This is a genomic window from Roseivirga sp. UBA838 (assembly GCF_002296035.1).
In the GTDB taxonomy this organism is placed as follows: Bacteria; Bacteroidota; Bacteroidia; order Cytophagales; family Cyclobacteriaceae; genus Roseivirga; species Roseivirga thermotolerans.
Window position 1 is genome coordinate 28,281 of record NZ_DBHC01000053.1, and the last position, 24,309, is coordinate 52,589.

At 44.0% G+C, this 24,309-nt stretch carries 17 protein-coding genes and 1 other RNA gene; 11 read left to right on the plus strand and 7 right to left on the minus strand.

Going from position 1 to position 24,309, the window contains the following annotated elements; all coding sequences use genetic code 11:
• Position 1 precedes the first annotated feature (1 nt).
• The 4 genes from B3O12_RS18455 to tsaD all read right to left on the minus strand — a co-directional run bounded on the left by B3O12_RS18455 (position 2) and on the right by tsaD (position 2,768).
• Positions 2 to 787, minus strand: a complete 786-nt coding sequence (locus B3O12_RS18455) for a C40 family peptidase (RefSeq protein WP_286757360.1) — start codon at positions 785 to 787, stop codon at positions 2 to 4.
• Positions 787 to 1,254, minus strand: a complete 468-nt coding sequence (gene smpB / locus B3O12_RS18460) for an SsrA-binding protein SmpB (RefSeq protein ID WP_189630482.1) — start codon at positions 1,252 to 1,254, stop codon at positions 787 to 789. The genes B3O12_RS18455 and smpB overlap by 1 nt, the downstream gene beginning before the upstream one ends.
• Complete coding sequence (locus tag B3O12_RS18465; protein WP_286757362.1) at positions 1,241 to 1,648, minus strand: thioesterase family protein; 408 nt, start codon at positions 1,646 to 1,648, stop codon at positions 1,241 to 1,243. The genes smpB and B3O12_RS18465 overlap by 14 nt, the downstream gene beginning before the upstream one ends.
• A gap of 106 nt (positions 1,649 to 1,754) precedes the next feature.
• A complete protein-coding gene (gene tsaD / locus B3O12_RS18470) occupies positions 1,755 to 2,768 on the minus strand; it encodes a tRNA (adenosine(37)-N6)-threonylcarbamoyltransferase complex transferase subunit TsaD (RefSeq protein ID WP_286757363.1) in 1,014 nt (337 codons plus the stop codon).
• 44 nt (positions 2,769 to 2,812) lie between these two features.
• Between tsaD and B3O12_RS18475 the strand changes: the two genes are divergently transcribed.
• From B3O12_RS18475 to B3O12_RS18500, 6 genes are all read left to right on the plus strand, one after another.
• Complete coding sequence (locus B3O12_RS18475; protein WP_286757364.1) at positions 2,813 to 7,306, plus strand: translocation/assembly module TamB domain-containing protein; 4,494 nt, start codon at positions 2,813 to 2,815, stop codon at positions 7,304 to 7,306.
• Between the two features lie 40 nt (positions 7,307 to 7,346).
• Positions 7,347 to 8,645 (plus strand): cryptochrome/photolyase family protein, encoded by a 1,299-nt coding sequence (locus B3O12_RS18480; RefSeq protein ID WP_286757365.1) that lies wholly within the window; start codon positions 7,347 to 7,349, stop codon positions 8,643 to 8,645.
• Between the two features lie 17 nt (positions 8,646 to 8,662).
• Positions 8,663 to 9,556, plus strand: coding sequence for a DUF2279 domain-containing protein (locus B3O12_RS18485; RefSeq protein WP_286757366.1), 894 nt, complete (start codon positions 8,663 to 8,665; stop codon positions 9,554 to 9,556).
• A gap of 47 nt (positions 9,557 to 9,603) precedes the next feature.
• Positions 9,604 to 10,476, plus strand: coding sequence for a hypothetical protein (locus B3O12_RS18490; protein WP_286757367.1), 873 nt, complete (start codon positions 9,604 to 9,606; stop codon positions 10,474 to 10,476).
• Between the two features lie 28 nt (positions 10,477 to 10,504).
• Positions 10,505 to 10,826, plus strand: an RNA gene (rnpB, locus tag B3O12_RS18495) — RNase P RNA component class A.
• Between the two features lie 155 nt (positions 10,827 to 10,981).
• Positions 10,982 to 12,136 (plus strand): sigma-54-dependent transcriptional regulator, encoded by a 1,155-nt coding sequence (locus B3O12_RS18500; RefSeq protein ID WP_189630475.1) that lies wholly within the window; start codon positions 10,982 to 10,984, stop codon positions 12,134 to 12,136.
• Position 12,137: 1 nt separating this feature from the next.
• On the opposite strand, the gene B3O12_RS18505 is transcribed toward B3O12_RS18500, so the two are convergent.
• Positions 12,138 to 12,278, minus strand: coding sequence for a hypothetical protein (locus B3O12_RS18505; protein ID WP_189630474.1), 141 nt, complete (start codon positions 12,276 to 12,278; stop codon positions 12,138 to 12,140).
• A 97-nt stretch (positions 12,279 to 12,375) separates the two neighbouring features.
• Positions 12,376 to 13,365 carry an acyl transferase gene (locus B3O12_RS18510; protein WP_286757368.1) on the minus strand — a complete coding sequence of 330 codons (990 nt, stop codon included), beginning with the start codon at positions 13,363 to 13,365 and terminating at the stop codon, positions 12,376 to 12,378.
• A gap of 72 nt (positions 13,366 to 13,437) precedes the next feature.
• Between B3O12_RS18510 and B3O12_RS18515 the strand changes: the two genes are divergently transcribed.
• Complete coding sequence (locus B3O12_RS18515; RefSeq protein ID WP_189630472.1) at positions 13,438 to 14,199, plus strand: hypothetical protein; 762 nt, start codon at positions 13,438 to 13,440, stop codon at positions 14,197 to 14,199.
• A 25-nt stretch (positions 14,200 to 14,224) separates the two neighbouring features.
• Here B3O12_RS18515 and B3O12_RS18520 read toward each other — a convergent pair whose 3' ends face one another.
• Entirely contained in the window at positions 14,225 to 16,630 is a 2,406-nt protein-coding gene (locus B3O12_RS18520) for an alpha-ketoacid dehydrogenase subunit alpha/beta (protein ID WP_286757369.1), read from the minus strand.
• Positions 16,631 to 16,965: 335 nt separating this feature from the next.
• On the opposite strand from B3O12_RS18520, the gene ald reads away from it, so the two are divergent.
• From ald to B3O12_RS18540, 4 genes are all read left to right on the plus strand, one after another.
• A complete protein-coding gene (gene ald, locus B3O12_RS18525; RefSeq protein ID WP_189630471.1) occupies positions 16,966 to 18,081 on the plus strand; it encodes an alanine dehydrogenase in 1,116 nt (371 codons plus the stop codon).
• Positions 18,082 to 18,227: 146 nt separating this feature from the next.
• Entirely contained in the window at positions 18,228 to 19,040 is an 813-nt protein-coding gene (locus B3O12_RS18530; RefSeq protein WP_189630470.1) for an SDR family NAD(P)-dependent oxidoreductase, read from the plus strand.
• 92 nt (positions 19,041 to 19,132) lie between these two features.
• The gene (locus B3O12_RS18535) at positions 19,133 to 20,986 is read left to right on the plus strand and encodes a 7TM diverse intracellular signaling domain-containing protein (protein ID WP_286757371.1); all 1,854 of its coding nucleotides are present in this window, start codon (positions 19,133 to 19,135) and stop codon (positions 20,984 to 20,986) included.
• Between the two features lie 260 nt (positions 20,987 to 21,246).
• Entirely contained in the window at positions 21,247 to 24,300 is a 3,054-nt protein-coding gene (locus B3O12_RS18540; RefSeq protein ID WP_189630469.1) for a SusC/RagA family TonB-linked outer membrane protein, read from the plus strand.
• Positions 24,301 to 24,309 lie beyond the last annotated feature (9 nt).

The window sequence follows — 24,309 nt, forward strand, 5'->3', positions numbered from 1 at the left end:
ACTAGGTTATAATCCGTTTTAACTTAAAGAAATGATGTGTATAAGTATTTTGTTCTAAGTTTTTAATCCCCTTTTGGTCGAATACATCGATGCGTACCTTTCCTGATGCGTGAATGATTCTATCCGGTTCGGTAAGTAAACCTACATGGTTCATTTTACCGTTGCTATTCGTGAAAAAGACTAAATCGCCCGCTTTTCTATCGGCAAAATCTACCTCCTTACCCTTTGCTATCTGTTGAGAAGAGTCGCGCGGCAAGGTGTAACCGGCTGTTCTGAATACCACTTGAGTAAAGCCGGAACAGTCTATACCAAACGGACTCCTTCCTCCCCATAAATAAGGACTGTTTAAATATTTTTCCGCATGGTTGAGCAAAGTGGCTACTCCCCACTTTTGGTGCATACTTTTGGCTGTACCGTTGAACGCCACATTTTCTTCTTCCTTAAATATAGGATTATTTAAAAGGGGTAGAATGGAGCCTGCTACGATATGATTGATTTGCTGTTTGAACAAAATCTTGGCAACCAGATCGGTGCATATCTTGTATTCTGTTTCACTAATCTGACGGTAATATTCTTTGGAAATCGAATGATGCTGCTTTCTGTCAATCCACCCTTCATAACTATCAAAGGCATTGACCACTTTAAGCCATTTGCGGTCTTCCGATTCTTCCAACACGGTATAGTGCTCACCAAAAAGCAACTGAGAGGTCATTTCAGCAGCATCTGCCGGCTCACCCCTTACAGGCACCATACTCAACCGGGTAACACCATAACCTAATGCTTCCATCAGAATTTCATTCGTTGTAAATCTCGTTTCACATCGCGCTCCTTAATGGAGTCACGCTTGTCGTGCAATTTTTTACCTTTGGCCAAGGCTATTTCTAATTTGGCAAAACCCCTCTCACTAATAAAAAGTCGGGTGGGCACAATAGACATCCCTTTCTCTTCCGTTTTAGAAAGTAGCTTTTCCAACTCCCGTTTATTGAGCAACAGTTTTCTCTCACGGGTTTGGTCGTGGTTATAATGAGACCCTTGGGCATAAGGCGAAATGTGCATCTGCTTTACCCACAATTCTCCCTTTTTAAAATAGCAGTAGGCATCGCTAAGTGTTGCCTTTCCCTCTCTGATCGATTTTATTTCCGTGCCCATCAGTTGCATTCCGGCCACATATTTATCAATCAGTTCATATTCAAAACTGGCTCTCCTGTTTTTTATATTAATACTGTTCGAAAACCTGTTCTTATCTTTTGCCATGCTCTTCTAAACTACTGAAAATCTTATTTATCTTTTGTTTTGGCAGTACTTTTTGTCCGTTACTCCCCTCGGCAATTACTCTGTCACCACACTTTACCACAACACCACAGAGCAATTCATTCTTTTCTAATTTATGGATAGTTGCCTGAAGGGTCAATTGGTTCCCTACCAGAGCCGGACTTTTGTGCTCAATGTGCACCATCGTACCAATACCTTCTTCATCTTCCTCTTTTAACTCCAGTACAAAAAGCCTACCCACCCACTCCATTTCTCTGGCTAGAGCAAAAGTAGAGCAAACCGAATGTACTACGCCAGATTCAAAACCGGCCACATCGGATGGCTTCACTGTGTATGTGTGTGTTTTGATATCTCCCGGTTTGAAAATATTCTTCATGATTCAACACTTATCAATATTCTGGCCTAACCAAGCAATAGACTACTGTAAAAACTAAAACGAACGCTTCTCTGGATCATCCAAACTCGGGTTGATAAAACGCCTATCAGAACTTCATTCGCGGCAAAGCACTAACACCTTGGTCGACAAACTCATTGGCCAGGAACTTGTAATGTCCGGCCATAGCTATCATTCCGGCATTATCAGTGCAATACTCAAAAGCAGGAATATACACCTCCCACCCTTCTTTACCGGCCATTTGCTCCAAGCCATTCCTCAGGCCAGAGTTGGCGGATACGCCTCCGGCTATGGCTATCTGATGAATTCCATATTGTCTGGCGGCTTTTCTCAGTTTTTGCAAGAGCATAGCCACCAATGTTTTCTGAATGCTAGCTGCTAAATCGGCCTTATTTTCCTCAACAAAACCTTCGTTTTGCTTTAGCTGGTCTCTCAAGAAGTAAAGCACAGCCGTTTTTATACCACTAAATGAATAGTCCAGACCCGGCATTTCGGTTTCAGGAAACTGAAATGCCATAGGATTCCCTTTCTGCGCCAACTGATCGACTTTTGGCCCACCAGGATAGCCCAGACCGAGCATCTTGGCCACCTTATCGAAAGCCTCTCCAACGGCATCATCTTGAGTTTCGCCCACAACCTCCATAAGATTGTAGTCCTTTACCAACACTATTTGTGTATGCCCTCCACTCACCGTTAAACAGAGAAATGGAAACTTAGGCTTAGGATCATCAATAAAATGAGCAAGTATATGGGCTTGCATATGATTTACCTCTATAAGCGGAATATCCAGTGCCAGAGCAAGGCCTTTGGCAAAAGAAGTTCCCACCAGTAAGGCTCCCATAAGCCCTGGTCCGCGGGTAAAAGCCACAGCCGTAAGCTCTTCTCTACTTATGGCAGCATTTTTGAGCGCCTGATCTACAACTGGCACAATGTTTTGCTGATGGGCACGGCTGGCCAGCTCAGGCACAACACCACCATAATTTTCGTGTACAGATTGCGTTGCGACTATATTATTAAGTACTTTGCCGTTGACTGCAACAGCCGCAGATGTCTCGTCACAAGATGATTCGATGGCCAGGATTTTGATATCAGAGGAAGGCATTGAAGGAGAAAATTAAAAGATCGCAAGTTATTAAAAAACGGATTGTGAAATCAATCCTTTGGATGCTTGCCACTCCATTCATCTTACTTATCCTTGCCGCTATTCTTATTCACCTACCTCCGGTTCAAAATTACATTGTAGGAAAGGCTACCGCCTACCTCACCGAAGGCACCGGCTTTAGAACTGAAATTGGCTATGCCAACATCAAGTGGTTCAATGCAATAGCACTCGACAACACTCAAATTTATGATCAGAACGAGGTGCTAATGATTGGTGTAGATGAGTTGGTAGTCACTTTCGATTTGGCCGACCTAATTGGAAAAAAGAACATTCGAACACGCGAAGCATGGCTAAAAGGAGCCAATGTGAATCTACGTGATGACTCCACCGGAGGGCTGAATATTGACGAATGGGCCGACCGAATTGGAAAACTCACCGCCTCTGACACTCCTTCTGATGCTCCCGCAGGCACTTTTTCCATCGACCAGATTACACTGCTAGATTCCCGGTTTAGTATATCTGACAGTCGCAAAGACAGTATAACCAACGGGTTCGATTACAACCATTTTCAGCTGGTAGACCTGAATGCAGACCTGTTAAACCTTAAAGTAGTGTCTGACACCTTTCAGATCGATGTAAAAAGCCTTTCTACCCGGGATCCTGTTACCGGCTTGACGATCGATAATCTTCAAACATTTTTCAGGAACTCCAGCAAAGGACTTGTTTTCTTTGATCTGGATCTGAAAATGGGTAATACACACATTAAAGACTTCATTGAACTTCGACACGAAAGGCCTTCACAAATGGGCTACTTCGTAGACAGCGTAAACATTAAAGCTGATTTTGATGAGACACGTATCCATACAGATGAGCTGGGCTTTTTTGTTCCGGAGTTAAAAAAATACAATCAATCCGTCAACATAAACGGACTGTTTCAGGGACGCGTAAATAAGTTTTTCTCCGACAATTTTTCCATTTCTTTCGGACAAGACAGCCGTTTTAAAGGAGCCATAGACATTGAAGGACTGCCGAATATTGATCAGACCATCTTTGGCCTAACCTTGAGAGAGTCTACCCTAAAAGCAACGGACCTGCGTAAATACATAGGGCCGGAAGCCTTTCGAATCTCTAATAAGTTTGGGCTCATCCGAATGTCCGGACAGTTCGATGGTCTGCTGAACGATTTTGTGGCCGATGGCTCCTTTCAAACCCGAATTGGTAGACTTGAATCGAACATCCAGATTCGGATTATAGAAGGTGAAGCCCCATATTACCGGGGCGATCTGTTTTTACAAAACTTCGATATAGGTCGATTTACGGAGGTAAGCAATTTTCAGAAAATTGATTTAGATGGTCGGGTAGAAGGCACCGGATTTACTCTGGAAACCGCCAACTTTGAACTAGACGCAGTAATTCCAAAAGTGGGTATTAATGGCTACAATTACACCAATATAGAAACCGATGGTGCTTTTGCAGAGTCGTTCTTCTCTGGTCAAATTGATGTAGACGACCCAATGTTTAAGCTTTTTGCTACCGGTTCGGTAGACTTGCGGGAAGGCAATAAGCTCTTTAAGCTCAGGGGTAGGCTAGACACTGCACTTTTAAAAGAGGTAAAGCTCACTGAAGAAGAAATGCTGGTCTCTACGAACTTTAACCTGGACATCACCGGACTTAAGTTAGATAGTATTAGAGGAAGTATTAGCCTCTCCGATACCTACTACCGCTTTAAACAAAAAGATATAGAACTGGACTCGGTGTTTTTTGAAGCCTCCAGAAACAGCAACGGCCGCAAGTTCACCATCGTTTCTGACCTATTTGATGCCGACTTCAGTGGCGATTTCGAATTTACAGGTATTGCCAAAGAACTCTCCAACATCAACGAACAATACAGATTGCAGTTTTCCAGCAGGTCGGAAGAGGTAAATTCTTTTTTGCGCAGAAGCCCACCAACAAAGAAAAAATTTAACCTCAACTACTCGGTCGATCTGCACAATATTAGCCCACTCATACAGCTTTTTGATAGCACCATTTATGTAGCTAAAAACACCAAAATAGAAGGCCGCTTTGACAACCGGCAAGGGCAGTCGCTTGTGCTCAGCTCGCAGGTAGACACCGTTCAGTTTGGTAAAATTTACATGCTCGAAAACGATTTATATATCAACACCAAAGACATTCGCGACCCGGAAAAGGTCTTTGCACAAGGCTACCTTTCCAGCGAAAAACAAATATTCTCGAACTCCTCAGAAACCAATAAGCTAGTATTGGAAGCCGTATGGGACGGAAAGCGCATGGATATTAAGCAAACACTTACCCAGGCCAGCACAGGCAACTATGCTGAAATTAGTGCCGGCATAAATTTCTACCCGGACCGAACTGAACTGAGGTTTGAAGACTCGAACATTACCGCTCTTAATGAAACCTGGAAGATCACCGAAGAAAATGTAGTTGTGTTTGGCAACCAGCGCATAGACTTCGAAAACCTGAGCATATACAATACCGATCAGTCCATTAGCTTCAACGGTCAAATTGCCATTACCCAAGACAGTTCGCAAACCCTAACCGTAAACTTTAGCGATGTGGAAGTGGCCAATATCAATCCACTTACCTCCGAGTCGTACACCGGTAAATTAAGTGGCACTGTCAATGCTCAGAACCTTTATTACAACCCCATTATCTTTGGCGATATAGAAGTCATAGACTTCAAAATCAACGAGTTTCTGGTAGGCAATCTGGACGGCAGTATTACCTGGAACGACTTTCGCCAGCGGTTCGATGTAGACTTTGAGGTAAACCGGCTCAACCGAAGAATCATTGCTATGAATGGCCAGTTTTATCCGGCCCGATCTGAAAACCAATTGGCCATCAACCTGCGTCTCAACGAAGCCAACCTGAACATAGCCGAACCATATATAGACGATTACTTTTCGAACCTGGGCGGATTTATTGATGGTCGGTACACCATAAGCGGCAACATAGACTCACCCCTAATGAAAGGCCAGGGAGCTATAAAAGAAGGTAGAATGAAGATTAACTACCTCAACACAAGCTATAATTTTGAAGGCGGTATAGACTTTAGTAAAGACGTAATAGCCCTGGAAAACCTGCAGTTTGTAGATGCCCGAAATCAGACGGCACAATTCGGAGGGCGTATTAGCCATAATTCGTTCAAAGACTTTCGCTTAGACCTTATCGGGCAATTGAATCAGTTTCAGGTGCTCAATACCAATGTCGATAATGGCGATGCTTATTATGGAAGTGCCATAGCTACAGGTCAGGTATCGTTGAGCGGAGAGGCTTCCAGCCTCAATATTTCGGCCAAGGTAAAAACCGAAAGAGACACCCGCATTTACATACCCATTACGGAAGATACCGGCAACAACGATGTGCCCGAATACATCACTTTTGTAGACCGCACTGTTCAAGACACTACCAGCACCAAAGATTCGCTGATCAATGAAGTAAACAAAATAAAAATAGAGGGTCTAAAACTAGACCTTGACATAGAAGTAACACCGGAAGCTTACGTAGAAATTATCATCGATCCGCGCACAGGCGATATTATCAGAGGAAGAGGCGATGGACAGCTTCGCCTGCTCATCGATACGCAGGGCGATTTTCAAATGACCGGTGAACTAGACATTACAGAAGGCGCCTACAACTTCAGTCTCTACAACCTCATTACCAAAGAGTTTCAAATAGAACAGCCCAGTACCATAACCTGGTATGGCGACCCCTATGCGGCTGTCATGGACATTAAAGCCTCCTATACCCAAAACACTTCTCTGGCTCCTCTTTTGGAGCAATCGGGAGGAAGTGTAAGCCAAAATGGTGGTATAAGCCGCAGAGTGCCCACCAAAGTGCTGCTCTACCTGGACGGCCCAATGCTTTCTCCAAACATTGGTTTCGATATTGACTTTACCGACCTGAACGTAAACGACTACCAGCTAACCACGGCCATCAATGCCTTTAAAAACCGGGTACAGAGCGATGAGCAGGAGTTAAACCGGCAGGTTCTTAGCCTTATTGTACTCAACCGCTTTTCAGAACAAGGCGGGCTTCGCAACATTGGAGGCAGAACCACCACCCAAAACGTAAGTCAGTTGCTTTCTAACCAATTGAGCCAACTGGTAGCCCAGCTCGATGAAAACCTGGAAGTCAACTTCGACCTGGCCGATTTGGATCAGGATGCCTTCAACACCTTCAGGCTCCGCTTGAGCTACACCTTTCTCGATGGACGATTGAGGGTAACGCGTGAAGGAGCCATCTCAGGAGATATTAACAACATTGCCGGAGACATTACCGCAGAGTACCTGCTTACTACAGATGGGAAATATAAAGTAAAGGTATTTTCGCAAAACAACTATAACCCGGCCGACCGTGCCCTGAGCCAACAGCCCACCAATCAAACACAAGGCGTGAGCATTTCGCAAACCACCAGTTTCAATAATCTTCGCGAATTCTTTAATGGTGTAAATAACAGCCGCAAAAAGAGAAAAGAAGAAAAGAAGGATAACAATACTGAAGGAAACACAAACTAAAATACCTTTAGAGGGTTAGGTTTATTGGAAACACTCTTTCATGGAAAAGATCAGTATTTTTTGGTATCGGAGAGACCTTAGATTCATAGATAACACCGGCCTCTATTATGCTTTGAGCGAGAGAAATCCGGTACTCCCTATTTTCATTTTCGATAGAAACATATTAGATAAACTACCCAAAGCCGATGCAAGAGTTGAATTTATTCAACGCACTCTGGAACAGCTAGACAAAACCCTTAAGGATAAAAACAGTGGGATAAAAACCTTTTACACCACTCCCATTGAAGCCTTCAAAGAACTTAGCAAAACATATACCCTCGAGGCAGTATACACCAACAGAGACTATGAGCCTTATGCCCTTGAGCGCGACAGGGAAATAGAGAACTTTCTTAAGGAACAGGGTGTGAGCTTCTTCACTTTCAAAGATCATGTGATTTACGAGAAAGAAGAAATTGTGTCGGGCTCAGGCAGTTTCTACAAGGTCTTTACCCCGTATAGTAAAAGCTGGAAAGAGAAATACAAAGCCAATCCGCCTGAAACCAATCCCAGTGCGCTCTATTTCGACAATTGGGTACCCCTGAAAGAAGAAAAAGTACATTCCATTGAGGCCATGGGCTTCAGACACACGGACATAACCATTCCATCTAACACGGTAGACGAAGATATAATAAAGCACTACAGCGAAAAAAGAGACATTCCCGCCCTGGACGCTACTTCCAGACTAGGTATTCATTTACGCTTTGGCACCATTAGCATCAGGCAACTGGCCGAAAAAGCTTTGAATCTGAACGAAACCTTTCTAAATGAATTGATCTGGAGAGATTTCTATGCCATGATTCTGGCCAACAACCCAAGAGTAATAGACCAAGCCTTTAAACCGGAATATGACAGGATACCCTGGAGACAAGACGAAGAAGGTTTTGAGAAGTGGTGCCAAGGAAAAACCGGCTACCCGATAATAGATGCTGGCATGAGGCAACTTAACCAAACCGGATACATGCACAACCGGGTACGAATGATAGTGGCTAGTTTTTTAACCAAGCATTTGCTCATAGATTGGCGCTGGGGAGAAACCTACTTTGCTGAAAAACTGCTCGATTTCGATTTGGCCTCTAACAATGGAGGTTGGCAGTGGGCGGCAGGTACGGGCACTGACGCTCAACCCTACTTTAGAGTGTTCAACCCACAGTCTCAAACAGAAAAGTTCGACCCTCAACTAGAATACATTAAAAAGTGGGTTCCTGAGTATGGAACAGATGCATATCCAGCGCCCATTGTAGACCACAAACTAGCACGCCAACGCGCAATTGATACCTACAAACAAGCTTTGGCTAACTAGTTTGTGTATCTTTCGGCATGTACAAAAAGTTGCTTCTGATCTTTCTTTTGGGCCTTATGGGCAATCTTGTTCATGCCCAAACAGAACCCGTTAGTCCGGCAGAAGCAACACATCGCCTGCCTTTAAATAAAGTAAAACTCTATGGAGGCATTGGTTATGGCACAGGCCTTTTGGTGTTGAGCCAGGCCTGGTATGCCGAAAACGGCTTCGATCGCTTCAAGTTTTTTAACGACAATGCAGAGTGGCTTCAGGTAGATAAATTGGGGCATACCTATAGCACTTATCATTTTTCTCGGGTAAACTATGAGCTACTAAGCCGAACAGAATTAAACCACAACAAAGTCCTTATGTGGTCCTCGCTATTAAGTACAGCGCTCTTTTTGCCAATTGAAGTACTCGATGGGTTTTCACCGGACTACGGATTTTCTTATGGCGATATGTTGGCCAATGCAGCTGGTTCGGCCCTGTTTTTTATTCAACAAAAAAGCTGGAAAGAACAGCGTATAAAACCAAAGTTTAGCTTTAGAAGCACGGCATACCCAGACATGCGGCCTCAAATTCTTGGCAAGTCCTTACCTGAACAGCTACTCAAAGACTACAATGGACAGAGCTACTGGTTTTCTTTCGATATTCACGCTTTTGCTAAAGAGTCCTACTGGCCCAAATGGCTCAACCTGGCCATAGGATACGGTGCCGAAGGAATGGTTTTTGCGCGCAATGGAGAAAATGCATCTGCCGGCTATAGCAATTCCCGACAGTATTTCCTTGGATTAGACTTTGACCTGAGCTACATACCAACCAACAACAGGTTCTTAAAAACCATTCTCTTTCTGGCAGACTTCATTAGGCTACCTGCCCCAGCTATACAACTACAGCAAGGAAAAATTACCGGCCACTGGCTATACCACTGATGCACTTAAAACCGGTAATTCACGTTTTATGAGACAAACACCATAATATGCGCACAAGGATCTTGTTTTTACCATTGATTATAGCCCTGTTATTCGCCTCTTGCAATAAGGACGATGTGGTGGTACTCAACGAACCTAATATTCCCTTGCCGGAAGGTATTTCAGAAGCCCTCGCTTTTGAACTACTCGTTCATCAGGTAGAAAGCACCACTCTCAATGTGTTGCACTCCCTTAGCGAAAGAGACCGGGGCGCAGCCAACACACACATCAACTTTAATATTTTTTCCGACAGAGGAACATGTGGAGGTCAGTTTCTGGATACTTCCAACAATCAACTGTTGCTTAGTTTTGGCGAAGGATGTATTGATGGCACTGGTTATACTTTAAAAGGCTCTATTCTACTAGACTACGATCACCCGGCAGACACTCCGGGAAACACCATACGCATTACTCTTACTGATTTTGAACTCAATAATATTTCTCTAAATGGAGTGCTGGAACTAACCAACACCTCAGAAAACAATAGCGACACACAAAAAAGCTATAGGCTCGAATTCGATGATTTAATGCTAACGCTGAGAGGCAAAAGCACTCCTTTTGAAGGAAGTCGCGACATTCAATATGAAAAAACCAATGGACGCGATCATCTTGACACCAAGGCCAACTACCTGACCTCCAACTCATGGCATTTTACTCTTCCCTCAGGTACAACCCTTGAGCTCATTAACACAGGCCCTAACCTGAGTACCTTTAGCTGTTGGCTCCACAAAGTATACCTCCCGGCCAGAGGGAGTCTGCAGGTCGACAATGGAGAAACTACCTTGCAGATAGACCTGAACACTAATGCTTGTGACTTCTTGTTTTACTGGCAATCTGAAAATGGAATCCCAGTTCTTCACGATTTGCGCGAGAGCCTTTAAATCGCATCATTTATTGTATCTTTGCCGCGATATAGACCGTCTTATCGCTCTCCCGATTTATCGGGAGTGAGGAAAGTCCGGGCACCACAGGGAAGCATAGCGGCTAACGGCCGTCATCCGTCAACTGACGGAGAGGACAAGTGCAACAGAAAGTATGTACAGGTAATGCTGTAGTGAAATCAGGTAAACTCTATGCGGTGAAATGCCACGTATACTTGCGTTTGAGGGTTCCCGCCCAATGCAAGAGGGTAGGCAGATAGACTTCGGTAGTAATACCGCGGCCAGATAAATGATAAGATCATCCTCAAAAGAGGAGTAGACAGAACCCGGCTTACAGGTCTATATCTTTTTTTTCCTTTCAGTGAATTTGGTGATTGGGCAACTGGTTAATTAGGAAATGATCACTTGATTATCTGCCAGATTTCAATTTTAGCACTATTTTCGCTTGAAAGAACGAGTTAGAACCAATTCACTAATTACCCATTTTCCTAATCCACTAAAAAGCATGGCAAAAATTCTGATCATCGATGACGAACAAAGTATTCGCAGCACTCTTAGGGAAATACTAGAGTATGAAAAATACTCAATAGAAGAAGCCAAAGATGGGCAAGAGGGGCTGGAAAAACTGATTGCCGATAAGTTCGATATTGCGCTATGCGATGTGAAAATGCCTAAAATGGATGGTATTGAGTTGCTGGAACGAGTGCAAATGGCTGGAATAGATACGCAATTCATCATGATTTCGGCCCACGGCACCATTGAAACCGCAGTAGACGCCACCAAAATGGGCGCTTTTGACTTTGTGCCCAAACCGCCCGACTTGAACCGTTTGCTACTTACGGTAAAAAATGCGCTTGACAAGTCTTCGTTAGTTACCGAAACAAAAACTCTCAAACGAAAACTCTCTAAGAAATATGAGATGGTGGGCGAATCCAAAGCCCTTGCTGAAGTAAAGGAAATGATGGACAAAGTTGGTCCTACCGATGCCAGGGTTCTGATTACCGGCCCTAATGGCAGCGGCAAGGAACTGGTAGCCAGAGGAATTCATGAGCGAAGCAATCGGGCCAGCACTCCCTTTGTGGAGGTTAACTGTGCGGCTATCCCTGCCGAACTCATAGAAAGCGAACTTTTTGGGCATGAAAAGGGCGCATTTACTTCGGCTCACAAACAGCGCATTGGCAAGTTTGAACAAGCCAATGAAGGCACTCTTTTCCTTGATGAAATTGGTGACATGAGCCTTTCTGCTCAAGCCAAGGTGCTAAGGGCATTACAAGAACATAAGATTACCCGGGTGGGTGGCGACAAAGATATCAATGTGAATGTGAGGGTATTGGCAGCCACTAACAAAGACCTAAGAAAAGAAATTGCGGAGAATCGTTTTCGTGAAGACCTATACCATAGACTCAGCGTCATTGTCATTCAGGTTCCCCCTCTAAAAGACCGTAAAGAAGACATTCCAATGTTGGTGGATAAATTTCTGGACGACATAGCCGATGAGTACGGAACCAAGAAAAAGAAAGTATCGGCCGATGGACTTAAGGCTCTTCAGGCCTATGATTGGTCGGGCAACATTCGGGAGTTACGTAATGTTACGGAACGACTCGTGATTATGTGTGGAGATGAAATTGGGGAAGAGGACGTAAAAAAGTATCTGATTTAGATCAGAACTGCCCTTCCTTTTTTTCCTTCTTTACCTCTTCAGTATCGGCCTTGGCATAGGCAGCACAAATAGATTGGGCACAAGAGGTAATACCTAAAAAGGACACGGCAATCAACAAAAGAAAGATTTTCTTCTTATTCATGATGTAAATTTGAGCGTTAAAGATAAAAATTCAATCGTGTTTTTAATCTATTGAATGCATTTATCTTACCCTTCAACGGGTGGTTGGCCGGAAAATTTTAGACCACCATTAAATTACAACCCCGAAGATCCGAGTTATCCATCCTTCCTTTTACCTCAAAACGACCATCAGGAAGCACCCGACCAATGTCTTTGGTTTCTATAAATGAACAGGTATGTACATTGGCCAAATCCACAATATTGAAAGCCACAGTATGCTGAAAACTGGGATAAGATAGTGGATCATTTAATTCTCGCCCAACTACTTTGAGGGTTTCCGAAGGTCTAAAGAGCCCATTGCCGGTGGAGTAGCCCTGAGAGAAAAGCTCGGTCATGCCATACTCCGAGTGCACCTCTTTTACACCAAATGCACGTTTAATGCGGTCGTGTACCTCTTCCCGGACTAACTCCTCTCTTCTGCCCTTCATGCCGCCAGTTTCCATAACCAGCAACTCAGGAAAGTGCATTGAATATTGCTCCGCAAAATCGAGCAAGGCAAAAGTAACTCCCCAAAGAAGCACTTTTTTAGTTCCCTTTTTCAAAGTCTGGAGTTGATGAGCCAGTTGCTCTAAATTATTCAGGTAAAATCCTGACTGGGTGTCATTAGTACATTCTATAAATCTATTGACCATAGCCACCAAACCACTATTGCCCCTCTCCAGATAAGAAGGCAAAAGAGCAAGAATAACGTAGTCATTCAAAGGACCATAGATAGCCTCAAAGGCCTTTTTACAATTATCTAAATAGAGCTGATTATCGGCCACAAAGTGCCTGCTCGGCTGTGTTCCGGTGGTTCCACTACTTTCAAAAACAGATGCAGCTTGCCATTGCCCTGTTTTTATTTCAAATGCTTTAAAAAAACTAATGGGTAGAAAAGGCACCTCTTCCAGCCGGCTCACATGCTGTGGGCTGCGCTTCAAATGATCGCACCAGGCTCGATACACCTTGTTATACCGATACTGAAACCGATAAACATCGAGAGCAAGCGCATTAAATTCCTCTTCTGAAACGCTTTTTATCCGATGGATTAAACTATTGATTTCGGCCATACGTTATAGAGCTGGTGTTTTCCGTTCACTTAGGGCAAATATTGCTATAATTGTACTTATATAAAGTAATCCATGAGAATAAAGCTATCGTCTTCTCAAGTTTTGGTATTAGTGTTTGCTCTGGCATTGGGTGTTGCCTGCAACCGCCCACCAGACCTACCCATTGAACCAGAAGTAAGCTTTTCTAACATTGAATTTGAAGTTAGAAATGCAGGCGACCCGCTGTTCGAGGAGAACATTCTCCGTTTATCCATAAATGTGAAAGATGGAGATGGCGACCTTGGGCTAGACGGTGACGAAGACTTTGGCCCCTATGCTCCCTACCACCTAGTATTGGAAAACAACCAGCCGGTGGAATTTGGACAGCGGCCCAACGACCCTCCGTTTACTTGCCTGGACTACATAATTGAAGACCGGGAGAACCAAGACATCAATGGAGACAATGATTTGCTAGACACCCTTCTCATTGACTTTAACAGAAACCAATACAATATAGAGGTTGACTTCTTTGTGAAACGCAATGGCACCTTTCAGGAGGTAGACCTGAGGGCTCAACCCAGGGGAAGTGCCAACGAAAGCACACTTTGTGGCATTAGCTTCGATGGACGATTCCCTTGTCTTTCTTCCGAAGAAAATCCCTGTGCTGTGGTGAGAAATAACAAACGACCTATTGAAGGTGTAATTACCTACGATATGAAGTCAGGGATATTCCTACCTATTTTCCGAACCGACACACTGAAATTGCAATTCATTATTCGCGACAGAGCGCTGCACACCAGTAATGTGGGAGAAACCCCTGAATTTACACTTCAGGGTATTCGGGTAGAAAGGTAATTTTCCTTACTCCTTATCTAAATCATTAATAAATGGGTGGAAATCGGTCAGGTTCCGCTTCACTCATCAATTCGTAGATTTTGTCGAACACCGTTTCAACATTGGGCTTAGACCAATAATCTCCGTCAGAAGCATAGGCAGGCCTGTGTTCTGCAGCGGTAATAGTAACCGGCTGAGAATCTAAATGGTAATATCCCCCTTGTTCTTCCAGCACCTTTTGCATCATAAACGCAGAAGCACCACCCGGCACATCTTCATCGGCAAACACCACTCTATTGGTCTTCTTCAACGACTCTACTAGGGTGTGGTGAACATCGAAAGGTAAAAGCGACTGAACATCTACAATCTCTACAGAGATGCCATACTCGGCCAGCTCCTCAGCTGCCTGCATAACAATGCGGCACATAGAACCATAGGTAACTACTGTCACATCGGCTCCCTCTCTTATGACTTCAGGTACTCCAACAGGTACTGTAAATTCACCGATATTGTCTGGAATACGCTCTTTAAGACGATAACCGTTCAGGCATTCTATAATAAGCGCGGGATCGTCAGACTGCAGCATGGTGTTGTAAAAACCGGCCGCTTGTGTCATGTCTCTCGGCACCAACACATTAATTCCACGCAAAGAGTTCAATATCATGCCAATGGGCGAACCTGAGTGCCAAACCCCTTCTAATCTATGGCCACGAGTTCTAATTATGAGTGGAGCTTTCTGTCCCCCTACGGTTCGGTACTGTAGAGTGGCCAAATCGTCACTCAAAGTTTGTATGGCATACAGTAAATAGTCCAGGTATTGTATTTCCGTAATAGGACGCAAGCCACGCAAAGCGGCACCAATTCCCTGGCCAATAATGGTTGTTTCACGAATACCGGTATCTGTAACTCGTAGCTCACCATATTTCTCCTGCAAACCGGCAAAAGCCTGGTTCACATCGCCAATTTTACCCACATCTTCTCCAATAGCAAACACTCGGGGGTCGCGACTCAAAGCAGCATCAAAACAGGCCTGGAGCACCTCTCTGCCATCAACTAAAGGAGAGTTCTCAGAAAACACCGGCTTTACTTCCGGCACTTTCAACGAAGCTTCTTCCGATTCGCTCATTACATGGGAGCTAAACCGTTTAAAGTTCTCTTCATCAGCCTTTTTCAACCAAGCAACCAGAGAAGCTCTGGCCGAGGTTTGTTCGTTGCGGGTAATACGCAACACTTTTTTCACGGCCTTGTATGTATCTAGGCGAATAGGGTTCAGCGTCTTCTTTAATTCAGAAATGATCTGTATGATTTGTCCTCCGTGCTCACTCTCTTCAGCCAGGGCTTCAAGAATAACCACAGCGGTCTCCTGATCTTTCTTAATATCATTTATAAAGGCGTTCCAGGCATTAACCCTGGCTGTCTTAGCCGATTCTTTAGCGTCTTTCTCCAACTCATCGAGTTGTTCTTCAGAAGCTAGTTCATTGGATAATATCCACTCCCGGAACTTCACAAGGCAGTCATGTTCTTTCTCCCACTCCAGACGCTCCTTCGACTTGTAGCGTTCGTGAGAACCGGAGGTTGAATGCCCTTGCGGTTGAGTAACCTGATCTACATGAACCAATACCGGTACGTGTTCATTGCGGGCAATTTGTTCTGCCTTTTGGAAAGCGGCTATCAGGGCCTCATAGTCCCAGCCATGCACCTTGATGATTTCATAGCCCTGGCCATCCTTATTACGTTGCAAACCTGCCAGAAACTCTGAAATGCTTCCTTTAGTAGTATGATATTCCTTAGGCACCGAAATACCATAATCATCGTCCCAAACGGCCATTACCATTGGCACCTGAAGTACTCCGGCAGCATTTATGGCTTCAAAGAAGTGACCTTCTGAAGTGGAGGCATTGCCAATGGTTCCAAAGGCAATCTCGTTTCCGTTGATCGAAAAATCAGAAAGGTCTTTGAGCTCGTCAATGTGGCGGTATAGTTTGCTGGCATAGGCCAAGCCAACCAATCGGGGCATCTGGCCGGCTGTAGGAGAAATGTCGGCACTGGAGTTTTTCATGGAAGTTTGCGCCTTCCACTTTCCCGATTCATCGAGCAAGCGATTGGCAAAATGCCCATTCATTAATCGGCCGCCTGAAGCGGGATCGGCCTCAATGGAGGTATGAGCATAGAGCTGAGCAAAGTATTGCTGCACCGTGAGTGCTCCAATAGCAAACATGAAAGTCTGATCTCTGTAGTAACCGGAACGAAAATCACCATTTCTGAAAACCTTGGCCATAGCTATTTGAGGAAGCTCTTTACCGTCTCCGAAAATGCCAAACTTGGCTTTCCCCATAAACACTTCCTTTCTACCTATTATACTTGCCTCGCGACTCTCAACGGCCAATCGATAATCGGCCAATACTTCCTCCACATTGATCTTCTTTTTGCTCACAGCCTTTGATACTCCCACACGAATTAATTTAATGGTTAATAGACATTTCTACGTCTAACAAATGTAATACAGTTCCAAGACAAATCAAATTTGGTAAACCCTTATTTTTTTTGAGTTTGAACAAATATTATATCGAATTAATAGCCATAACTTATGTTTTAGTCTGTCATATTATTTATATCAGAATTTCATTCCTCTGAAAAGTAATTACAAGAAAGATAATTTCCTGATTTCCACATTTGGAAATATATACTTCTGATTATCAATGAAAACAGGGTTTTTAGGCCGTTTTGCAAACGTTTGTTGGTTCCGCTTGCTATATTTGCCACTCAAAAATTTAAACAGTTCAAAACATGATCATTGGCGTTCCAATAGAAATCAAAAATAACGAGAACCGGGTGTCTCTAACACCAGGTGGAGCACTGGAGCTCATTAAGCGTGGTCACGAAGTATACGTGCAAACCAATGCGGGTCTAAACAGTGGATTCCCAGATGAAGCCTACGAAGAAGTTGGCGCTAAAATTTTACCATCCATTGAGGCTGTCTATGAGAAGGCCGAAATGATCATGAAAGTAAAAGAGCCAATTGAACCTGAGTACAAACTCATCAAAAAAGATCAATTGGTATTTACCTATTTCCACTTTGCCTCTTACGAACCACTTACTCATGCAATGGTAGAAAGTGGAGCTGTTTGTCTGGCCTATGAAACGGTTGAAAAAGCAGATGGTAGCCTCCCTCTTCTTATTCCAATGTCGGAAGTAGCCGGCCGAATGGCAACTCAGCAGGGAGCCAAATACCTTGAAAAACCAATTATGGGTAAAGGAGTTCTTCTGGGCGGTGTCCCTGGTGTATCTCCCGGTAAGGTATTGGTTCTAGGTGGTGGAGTTGTTGGTACTCAAGCCGCTAAAATGGCCGCTGGCCTTGGGGCTCAGGTAACTATTATGGATGTGAACCTGGACCGCATGCGGTACCTCAACGATGTAATGCCTCCGAACGTAGTAACTCGCTACTCTAATGAGGTTAACATCAGAGAGTTAATCCCTCACATGGACCTGATTATTGGTGCGGTACTGATTCCCGGAGCCAAAGCACCTAAGTTGATTACTCGCGATATGCTTAAGGAAATGCAACCGGGTACTGTATTGGTTGATGTAGCAGTAGATCAGGGCGGATGTATTGAAACATGTACACCAACCACTCATGAAAACCCAACGTTCATCATCGATGACATTGTACACTACTGCGTAGCCAACATGCCTGGGGCAGTGCCTTACACCTCAACTATAGCCCTAACCAACGCTACTCTTCCTTATGCCATTCAATTGGCTAATAAAGGATGGAAAAAGGCTTGTCAGGATAATAAAGAACTGGAAAAAGGTCTAAACGTTATTGGTGGTGAAGTAGTTTACAAGGCCGTTGCCGAAGCGTTTGATCTTCCATACGTGCCAGTAGAAAAATACCTGGCCTAGCCAGACAGAAAATAGTTTCGAAAGAGGGTTTCTAAAAAACACCGCAAAACTGGTTTTTCAACTCATTATAGCTCGACCCGGGCTATAGCCGACACGAAAAACAAAAAGAAACGGTACTTTTAAGAAACCCTCTTTATTTTTGTTCGATGAAAAAGACGGCATTAATTACCGGAGCCGCTGGAGGTATTGGATTTGAGTTTGCCAGAATTGCTGCCGCTCAAGGTTACAATTTGCTTTTAGTAGATATAAATGAACCCCACCTTATACAGACCAAAGAAACGCTACTAAGCTCTTTCTCTGTTCAGATTGAAGTATTTACCCAAGACCTTTCTACCGAAGACGCTGCCTCCAATATCTTCGGTTTTGCGCAGTTTCAGGAGATTGAAGTAGAGCTGCTATTCAACAATGCCGGCTTTGGTAACTTTGGATATTTTGCCCAAAGCAGTTGGGAAAAAGATCGGGCCATGCTTCAGGTACATATGGTTACTGCCACAGATCTGATTAAGCGATTTTTACCGGGCATGATTCGAAGAGGCAAAGGCTACATTCTCAACAATGCCTCGGTAGCGGCATTTGTACCCGGGCCGCTCATGTCTACTTATCACGCTTCTAAAGCCTATTTACTCAACTTTTCGCAAGCATTGGCCAATGAGGTTCGCTCGCATGGCATACATGTGAGTGTACTTTGCCCCGGCATGACCCGTACCAATTTTGCCAAAGCCAATGGCAACGAAAACCCTAATATAAAATTCAATATTGCCGATGCACACACCGTTGCCACCTTCGGATTCCAGGGGCTCATGCACGGTAAAGTAGTATTGGTCCCTGGCATTTGGAATAAGTTGAGCGCTTTCTTGCCACGCCTGCTTTCACGAGGAAGAGTAACAAAAATGGTAGGGAATATTCAGCGTAAAAATCATGCAAAGCGGCAAGACGGCAAGGCCCGTGTAGCCATATAAATAGCCATTCGGCCTTTTCACAGACATTCTGTTCCAAAAAACAGGATGCTTTCAAAATTTGTATTTTGCAAAGCACAGCCTAACTCAGGTCTATGGCATTGATTAAAAGTGGTTTTCTTGGCATGTTCGTAATGCTCCTCTTTCAGGGCAATGAAAGAGAACGCATCTTTATAGACAACTCCAGCGAACAGGTGTTGCTCGCCTTCAATGACCTCCCCATTTTGGTAGACAGCACCGGCACAATGACATTTCAGGAGGTAGTCAACTCACAAAAACAATTCATTATTAACCCGGGCTATAAACCCAAGGATTATTGTGTAAACTGCACCTACTGGGTAAAAGTACCTCTGCTCATTGCCAACAGCCTGGACAAACAGTGGATGCTGGAGTTCTACGACCAAACCATAGACCATATCTGGGCCTACTTCCCTACGGCAGACGGTAGCTACGAGCAAGACCACGTTGGAGATGCCATAGCCTTCAACCAAAAACCTTTTGAGCACAAAAACTTTCAGTGGATCATAGACACGAGCATAAAAGGCCAGCAAAATCTCTACTTCAAAATACAATCGCACACCTATGCCGATGTGCGCATCAACATTCGTACGGTCAATGCGTTTGTGCGCTATTCGCTCAATGAGTACTTTCTTTATGGTATTTTCTATGGTATGATCTTCATCATATCCATTTACAACATGCTCATATACTTTGCCATCCGCGAGCAGAAGTACCTCTTCTACACTTTTTACATTCTTAGTGTAGGCGTATATGCCATGTGTGTCGATGGTATTGCTTATCAGTTCTTATGGCCTCAATGGCCCGAATGGAATCAGATTGCCTATGGTACAGCACTGTTTTCATTGATTTTCTGGTCGTTGCTCTTTTCCAAGCGCTTTTTAAGCACCAACATAAAGGCCCCTATAATCGATAGAGCACTCACCTGGGCACTGGTATTGCGCACGGCACTGTTTATATACGTATTGCTTTTCGATCATAGCCTGTTCGAATACCGCAACATAGAAATCATTCCCCTTTCGCTTATATTCTACTCGAGTATTCACGTATGGAAAAAAGGTTACAAGCCGGCCCGTTTCTTCGTTGTGGCCTATGGCGTGCTCTTTTTGGGTTTTTTGGCCAAGGCCTTACTCTATTTGTCGGTTATTCCTTTTACCACCATCACCTACTACAGTTTGCATATTTGTTTCTTGCTAGAGATGATCTTTCTCACCTTTGCACTCAGCGACAGAGTGCGAATTCTGAAATCAAACCGCGATAAAGCCTTCAAACGCATAATTAATCAGCAAAAGGAAAATGCCGAACTCAAAGACCGGGTAAACAAAGAACTGGAAGAAAAAATCAAAGAAAGAACACGGCAGCTCGAAGAAAAAAACCTACTTCTGGCCAACACCAACCAAAAGCTCATTGAGCAAACCAAGGAGATCAACGCCATCAATTCCAAACTCGATCTGGACAACTGGAAGCTCAAAAACAACATCAAAGAGATTCTGCAAGACAGGCTCATCAACAAGAACCTAAACCTGGAGCAATTCCAGAAAATTTTCCCGAACGAGCTCACCTGTTATCGTTTTTTAGAAAAACTAAAATGGGGCAATGGCTATCACTGTTCCAAATGCGGCAATACCAAATACTTTGAAGGTAAGACCAAGTTTATGAGACGCTGCTCCAAGTGCGGCTACAACGAGTCGGTAACCAGCAACACCATATTCCATAGAATAAAATTCCCCATTGAAAAGGCTTTCTTCATTCTGTACATTACCAACAACCGACAGAAGGAGTATACGCTCGATCAGCTTTCGGAAATGTTGGAGTTGAGAAGGAACACCATTTGGAACTTCAAGAAGAAGATTGAAAAGGTATATGATGGCGACTCTAAAAACTCCTCAACAGTGCTCATCCACAATCTCTTTAGCTCGCATCTCAACTAGTCGTTTCTGGTTGACATTCGCACTTTGTTTTTTAAGCGCAACATGCAAACGTTTTCCCCTTGAAAATGCTTTAAAAGCCAATTTTTTAATGTGACTAACGCGCAAAAAAACAATCGTTTTACCCCTTATTTAAAGGCCAAAAATCAACTTTTCACACCAGAGAACTTGCGCATTTTCTAAGAAAGTAATTACAATTACTCTACGTATATCAATCGATTTACTGAAACGACATTACCTATTTGAAACAAAATGATTAAGGCATGAAAAAAACTCTACGCTCGTACTTAAAAGTACTCCCGGTACTGCTGATGTGCGCGCTGGCACAGCCAGCCTGGGCACAATCGGTGGTAGTAACGGGAACCGTCATATCTTCGGAAGACGGACAGCCGTTGCCTACAGTAACGGTACGCGAAAAGAACACCAACAATGGTATGACAACCGATATGAATGGTCGGTATCGGTTAACGGTCTCTGGCAAAGACGCAGTATTGGTCTTTAGCTTTGTTGGCTTTGTAACACAAGAGGTGGTAGTGGGTAATCAAACCACCATCAACATTACACTTAATCCCAATGTTAGCGAATTGGGCGAGGTGGTAGTTATTGGTTATGGTAGTCAGGAACAAAAAGACCTTACCTCCTCCATTTCAACCGTAAAAACCGATGAAATAAATAAAACACCTACTGCCCAGGCTATGCAGGCCCTTCAGGGTAAAGTGCCCGGCTTGCAAATAGTAAGTAGTGGTGCTCCCGGAGCAGCCCCAACCGTTAGGGTGAGAGGAATTGGCTCGCTTGAAGGCAATGCAGCCCCTCTTTATGTGGTAGATGGAATGTTCTTCGAAAGCATAGACTTCCTTAACCCAGCGGATATTGAAACCATTTCAGTTCTAAAAGATGCTTCGGCTTCGGCAATTTATGGGGTAAGAGCTTCCAATGGAGTTATACTTATCGAAACAAAGTCGGGTAGCTATAATAAGCAGGCCGAGGTAGTGTACGATGGATACTACGGTGTGCAAGTTGCCCAAAATGTACTTAAGCTGGCCAATGCCCAACAATTTACGGAGTATGCTCTGGCCACTGGATCCAGTGCCGATGCAGCCTTTATAGACAACGCCTTCCAGCGCTTTGGTCGCAGCCGCATTAACCCCAACGTACCCAATGTAAATACCGATTGGTACGGCCAGGTTTTGGAAACTGCTGCCCCCATTCAAAACCACTCCTTAACAGTAAGCGGAGGTAGTGACAACACACGTTACTCACTGGGAGTCAACTACTTTCAGCAAGACGGCCTACTCAAAAGTACGCGCAATGAATATGAGCGCTTAAACCTACGGTCTAAAATAGACTTCGATGTAAACGAAAACCTGAGAGTAGGTGGAAACATTAACATAAGCAACGGAACCCAATATGTGGCCGAAAACTCGGTTTGGTTTAAGACTTACTTTGCTGTACCCATATTGCCTGTATATGATGACCTGAACACTGCCGCAACTCCGGTTAGGCTTTCCAATGCCCAAACCCTTGGCTATAGAGGTTCTCAAAACCCAATGTACGACCTCCTCTACAATGACAACCGTAATAAAATCGGTAAATTTCTGGCCAACTTCTATGCAGAGGCAGACCTTATTCCAGATCGCCTGACTTTCCGAACCGCTTATAACTACAGCTATTCGAACATCAACTCCAGAAATGTCAATTTTGAGTATAGCGATGGAGTTACTGATTTTCAGTCTTCTATAAGAAGAAGCCACGCTACATCATTCAACCAAATTTGGGACAATTACCTTACTTACAAGCAAAACATTGGCCTGCACAACATTACTGCAGTGGCCGGTTATTCTTTCAGAAGCGAAAGTACTGAAGGGCTCTTTGCCAGAGGTACGGAGTTAGACCCTTCACCAAGCCGCATTCAGGAAGAACTGTGGTACATTTCTCTGGCCGATGTTATTGATCAGGGTGGAGTTGGCGACTTTGGTGCTAAAACCTACGGTTCATCTTATTTTACCCGTTTGGCCTATAACTATGACGACCGATATCTTCTTTACGGAACTTACCGAAGAGATGGCACCAACATTTTCCAACAAAAGTGGGGCAACTTCTTTACCATTGGTGCCGGATGGGTACTTTCAGAGGAGAACTTCTTTAACCTTTCCGGTGTAGACTTCCTTAAAATAAGAGGTGGCTGGGGACAACTTGGCAACGCAGGCGTTACACCATCTGTAGGTGCCCCAACAGTAGAACAGAGATTCCTGGCTATAGATGGAGTGAGAGTTCCGGGTAATGTGGTTATTCCTACCTATGACTATGTGGATCGTTGGGAAACAACCGAAGAACTTAATATAGGTGTAAGCTCAAGAATGTTCAACGAAAGACTATCAGTTGAAGCTGATTATTTTCAGAGAGACACTAAAGATGCAGCCGTAACCATCATTCTCCCACTCATTAGAGAAAATGTAAGAAGAAGTGCGGCCGGAATAAGAAACTCCGGTATTGAAGTGGCCATGAACTGGTCCGATGAGCTCGCCAACGGAATCAGCTACCGTGTTGGCGGAAACTTTGCCACGCTAAACAACGAAGTGCTCACACTTGGCGGCCCTCAATACCTCGATGGTGGTCAGGCCGAATTCCGTCAGCGTTCTATTGTAGGGCAGCCTCTACAGGCATTCTTTGGATATGAAACCGATGGTATTTTCCAAAACCAGAACGAAATCAACAACAGTGGATATACCGCTGAGTTCATTAACGATTCGGGCATTGAGCCCGGAGATTTCCGATACAAAGATCAGAACGGTGACGGTGTGATAGACGATCAGGATCGTGTGGTATTGGGCTCTTTCTTACCCACGCTAACCTATGGATTCAACCTGGCGGTTAGTTATAAGAACTTCGATTTTTCGGCCGATTTCCAGGGACAATCAGGACATAGCATTCTCAACCGTAAAAGAGGCGAAATCATTTTCACTACCGATACTAACATTGATGCAGAACTGGCCACCAACCTTTGGACAGGCGAGGGCACTTCAAACAAGTACCCTTCGGCCGCAGGTTTAAGAAAAGGCTGGAACCAGAGCATGAGCGATTATTTCGTGGAAGACGGTTCATACTTCAGAATTCAGAACGTGCGCCTGGCCTACAACATTCGTAACAAAACCGTATTAGGCACCGATATCCCTGACGCCCGAATAACCTTTACGGCAGAGCGTCCATTAACTGTCTTTAACTACAATGGATTTAACCCGGAAGTAGCCAACGGAATAGACAGACAGACTTACCCAATTCCTGCGGTATACACCCTTGGTTTGAACATTAAGTTTTAAAACGAAAGA